Source organism: Desulfurivibrio dismutans, from assembly GCF_029210385.1.
In the GTDB taxonomy this organism is placed as follows: domain Bacteria; phylum Desulfobacterota; class Desulfobulbia; order Desulfobulbales; family Desulfurivibrionaceae; genus Desulfurivibrio; species Desulfurivibrio dismutans.
Window position 1 is genome coordinate 1 of sequence record NZ_JARGDQ010000031.1, and the last position, 523, is coordinate 523.

The following is a 523-nucleotide window of genomic DNA, read 5'->3' on the forward strand; positions in this document are numbered from 1 at the left end:
CAGGTCGGTCAGGCTTTTGTCCTTGAGCCAGAAGAGGTCCAGGCTGGTTTTGTCGCGGGCGATCAGTTCTTCGTAGCTGTAACTGCGCCAGCGGCCTTCGGGGTTGGTGGCTGCGTCCCAGGTGGGGGTGCGTTGGTGGCGGTTGGCCGGGTGGTAGCACTGGACGAACTCGGCCAGGTCGGCGTAGCCCAGGGGTTTTTTCTTTAAAGTGTGGTGGATGTTGGTGCGGTAGTCGTAGTACCAGACCTCCTTGGTCCAGGGGTGGGGGCTGGCCTCGCGGTTGTCGAAGAAGAGGACGTTGGCCTTGACCCCGTGGGCATAGAAGATGCCGGTGGGCAGGCGGAGGATGGTGTGGAGATCGGTGTTTTCCAGAAGCTTGCGGCGGATGGTCTCCCCTGCCCCGCCCTCGAAGAGCACGTTGTCCGGCACCACCACTGCGGCCCGGCCGGTGATCTTGAGCATGGTGCGGATGTGCTGGACGAAGTTGAGCTGCTTGTTGGAGGTGGTGGCCCAGAAGTCCTGG

General features: G+C 62.5%; 1 protein-coding gene. It reads right to left on the reverse strand.

The features are described from left to right. The coding region (locus P0N66_RS12780; protein ID WP_275806030.1) for an HsdM family class I SAM-dependent methyltransferase at nucleotides 1–523 on the reverse strand (523 nt) is incomplete at both ends.